Source organism: uncultured Methanobrevibacter sp., from assembly GCF_937881195.1.
GTDB lineage: Archaea > Methanobacteriota > Methanobacteria > Methanobacteriales > Methanobacteriaceae > Methanobinarius.
In genome coordinates this window covers 1-4,088 of record NZ_CALGFC010000050.1, presented here as the reverse complement: position 1 = coordinate 4,088, position 4,088 = coordinate 1, and the positions used below count along the sequence as shown (strand labels likewise).

Sequence of the window (4,088 nt, the reverse complement as noted above, 5' to 3'; positions counted from 1 at the left end):
CTATGGGAATTTCATTTCGCTGCCAGCCCTTTTTATGATTATTGGGCATTTTTTTGTTGCTTATTTTTTATTATCATGTTTTTATTATTTATTTATTATTCATATTTTCAATGTTTTGTTAAATATTATATGTTTTATTTGTTTAGTTTCATGTTTGGGTTTGGCGGTCATAGCGTCAGGGTTTATACCCGGTCTCGTTTCGATCCCGGTAGTTAAGTCTGTTCGCGTTTTGTTTGTGTACTGTGGAGTTTTTCTATGGGAATTTCATTTCGCTGCCAGCCCTTTTTATGATTATTTTTTTGATTATTTTTTTGTATTGTGTTTTAATGGTTACTTATTTTTTTTATTATTTTCATGATTTTTTATTATTTTCTGTTTTTTGTATTTTATTATTCTCTATTTTTTATATGATATTTTATTAATTTTATAGTCTTTAGCACTGATTTAATCATTTTTTCATAGTTTTTATTCTTTTTTTTCTTATATACAAAGATATAAATATTATGGAAAATATATAATTATTTGCCGTATCTTTTTGACTGATGCCTACGGTCCTTCTAAAGAGGAAAGCGTTTGCTGTCGATGATTAGGAGAAACCCAGCATTGGATAGGTTGCCTGTTTCGAGGGTTACTCGGGGAGGGAAGGTTAAGCTACCTATGATCCATGAGAGTTAGTATACAGGCAAAATTCAAATAATTTAATAAGATTAAGTTATTTTTAATCTTTCTCATTTATATGGCATTATAAAATAAGATAATTAGCTTATTTAGTCATATATTATTTTCATAATTTTATAATTATTCAAATTTTATAACTATTTTTATTATTAATATTTTATTTCTATTTTACTAAATTGAAGGTGTTTAAATGAAGTTACCCGAATTATTAGCTCCAGTGGGATCAGTTGATCATTTAAAATTAGCTATATTTTCAGGAGCAAGTTCTATTTATCTTTCTGGGAAAAAATTTGGCGCCAGGAAGTATGCTGAAAATTTTTCTTTATCCGAAATGAAGTTTGCTGTTAAATTCGCCCATATATATAATGTTAAAGTTTTTGTCACGGTTAATACTTTAATCAAAGATAATGAGATAATTGAAGTAATGGATTATATCTTTAATTTATATAAGATGGGGATTGATGGAATATTAATTCAGGATGTTGGTCTTTTAAATATAGTCAATAATGTTTTTCCTGATTTTAGTTTACATGCTTCTACTCAAATGAATATTCAAAACATTGATGAAATTAAATGGGCTAAAAATAATGGTATTAGTCGGATTGTTCTTCCAAGAGAACTAAATTTAAATGAAACTAAAGAAATGGTTGAATTTGCCCATTCAATAGGTATTGAAGTTGAAATTTTTGTTCATGGTGCTTTATGCTATTCTTATTCTGGTCGGTGTTTATTTTCTTCATTAATTGGTAATAGAAGTGGAAATAGAGGGGATTGTGCTCAACCATGTCGTCAAAAATATCAAATTGCATATGGGGATAATGGAGATAATAAGAGAATTATTCAAAATAATACTATTTCTAATAGTAAGAATATTAATAATCCCATTAGTAATAATAATATTAATAGTGATAATAAAAATAATAATAATCATAAAAAAAGATTTAATGATAATTATGCTGAGGAATACTTAATTTCTACTAAAGATTTATCTCTTTTTAATCATCTTCCTGAATTAATTGAATTAGGTGTGGATAGTTTAAAGATTGAAGGTAGGATGAGAAATAAAGAATATGTTTCAACTGTTGTAAAACAATATCGTATTTTTTTAAATCAACTAAAAGGATCAATTTATTCTAAAGATAAAAATAAATTTAATAAATATAATAATATTTCTAATTATAAAAATAATTATAATAATATTTCTAAAAAAAATTTTTCTAAAAATAATACCTCTAGAAAGAATATTTCTAGAAAAAATTCTAAAAATGATAAAAAAAGTAATAGAATTAATGTTAATCCAGGTTATGGGAATTATTTTAATAATGAAAAATATTTTGACTCAAAAGAAAAGCTAAATTTAGTTTTCAATAGAAATCTTACGAATGGTCATCTTTTAAGCAGAGATTTTCAAAATATAATGAGTAGGAGCCACCCTGGACATAGGGGTCTTTTTATTGGAACTATCAATGATTTTGATACTAAAACAAATGAAATGTCTATTTTATTAAAAAAGAATTTGATTAATATTCCTCAGAGGGCTGATGGGCTTTTGATTGAATCATTTAATGGGAAATATGGTTTTGAGATTTCTAATAACCCTATATTGGATAATGATACTAAAATCAATAAAAAAAATCTTTTGGTTAAAATTGTAAAAGAAAATAATAATATTGGAATGCCTATCAAAAAAGGAGATAGTGTTTATTTAACTAAAAGAAAAAAGCTTAATGATTTGACTAAGTCTATTTTAAATGATAAAAATCAGAAAAGTATTAAAAAAACAACTATTTCAATTAAATTTTTAATTGATTCTTCAAATTCAGATAATTCATCATATTTCCCTGTCTTAGAGGCCAATGTTAAGCTGGATAATGGTAAAAATATTAAAGTTGTTGAAAAAAGCAATGATTCTTGGGAAATTGCTCAAAATAAACCTATAACTACTGGAAAACTTAAAAAACAGCTTTCAAAAATAGGTGATCTTCCTTTTTATATAAGTAATTTTGAAATTATTTATTCTGAAAATTTATTCGCTCCATTAAGTAAAATAAATGAATTTAGACGAAATTTTTTTAATAAATTAGAGAAATCTATTTTAGATAGCTATAAACCAGACATTAATGATATTGAAAGTTCAAAAATTAGATTAAATAATTTTAAAAGAGATTTTTCAAATAAATTTAATAATAATATTAATAATAATATCAATAATATTAATATTAATAGTAATAATAATAATAATAGTTATTCAAGTGATATCTCTTCTAATAATTATGATTTAGGTGGATATTCTTTATCAATATATTTAAATAATCTTGAAAATCTTAGAAATATTTCTAATATTAATAATAATCATCAGAATAATAATTATCAGAATAATCATCATCAGAATAATAATAATAATAATAATAATAATCATGATAACCATTATCGAGGGTCTTGTTTTGATAGGGTTTATTTTGAGGTTCCAGTTAAAAGTAACTTTTCTGGAATAAAACCTATTGATATTAGTTATTATGTAATGTTTTTAAAAGAAGCATTTAATATTTCAAAAAATCAGAATTATGAACTTGTATGGAAATGGCCTGATATTGTTCACAGTAATACTAGAGAAGGTTTAATAAAAATTTTAGGGATATTAAAAAAATTAAATATAAAAATTAATGTAATGACAAGCTTATTAGGTATTAATAATTATTTGAAAAATAATTATAATATAAATGTTTATGGAAGCTATCCTTTGAATATATTTAATTCAGTTACTGCTTCCAATTTTAAAGATTTTGATTTATTAACTATTTCTCCTGAGTTATCTATGGAAGATTTAGAATTCTTTATGAATAAATATAATTATAAAGATCCTGTTCTAGAAGTGATTATAAAAGGTAAAATAGAGGCATTAGTAACTAGAAAACCAGTTATTACTAAAAAACATTATAATTATATCAAAAATATTAAAATAAATGCAAATGTTAAAAAAACAGAAAATAATTCTATTGAGGATAATCTTGAAAATATTGATCTTTATTTGAATGATTATAAAGATAATTTTTATCCATTAAAGAATGTTGAAGATGGTTATTTGATTTTAGATAGTAAAGATGTTTCTTTAGAAAATAAAATACCTAATTTCTTATCAATGGGTATAAAAACCTTTTCAATTGATGCTAGGTGGAAAAATGAAGATTATTTGTTAAATTTAAAATTATAGTTTATAATGTCTTAATTTTATATATTTAACTTAATTTTTAGTATTTTTTGATTTATTATATCAATTTTAACCTTATTTTCTTATCATAATATTTACTTGAGAGTTATATTATATAAAAACATATTTATATAAAAATAAAATTGATTATATTTCTTATATTTCTTATATTTCTTATATTTCTTATATTTCTTATATTTCT

At 22.7% G+C, this 4,088-nt stretch carries 1 protein-coding gene and 1 rRNA gene; both read left to right on the top strand.

Going from position 1 to position 4,088, the window contains the following annotated elements:
• Positions 1-159: 159 nt before the first annotated feature.
• Positions 160-281: ribosomal RNA gene (gene rrf, locus Q0087_RS06975) — 5S ribosomal RNA — on the top strand.
• Positions 282-868: 587 nt separating this feature from the next.
• Positions 869-3,889: a U32 family peptidase gene (locus tag Q0087_RS06970; protein ID WP_297898963.1), complete on the top strand. Its 3,021-nt coding sequence runs from the start codon at positions 869-871 to the stop codon at positions 3,887-3,889.
• Positions 3,890-4,088 lie beyond the last annotated feature (199 nt).

What these genes read in the sequence shown, in the direction of transcription:
- Q0087_RS06970 (WP_297898963.1), top strand. Translation starts at nt 869, where the DNA reads ATGAAGTTACCCGAATTATTAGCTCCAGTGGGATCAGTTGATCATTTA.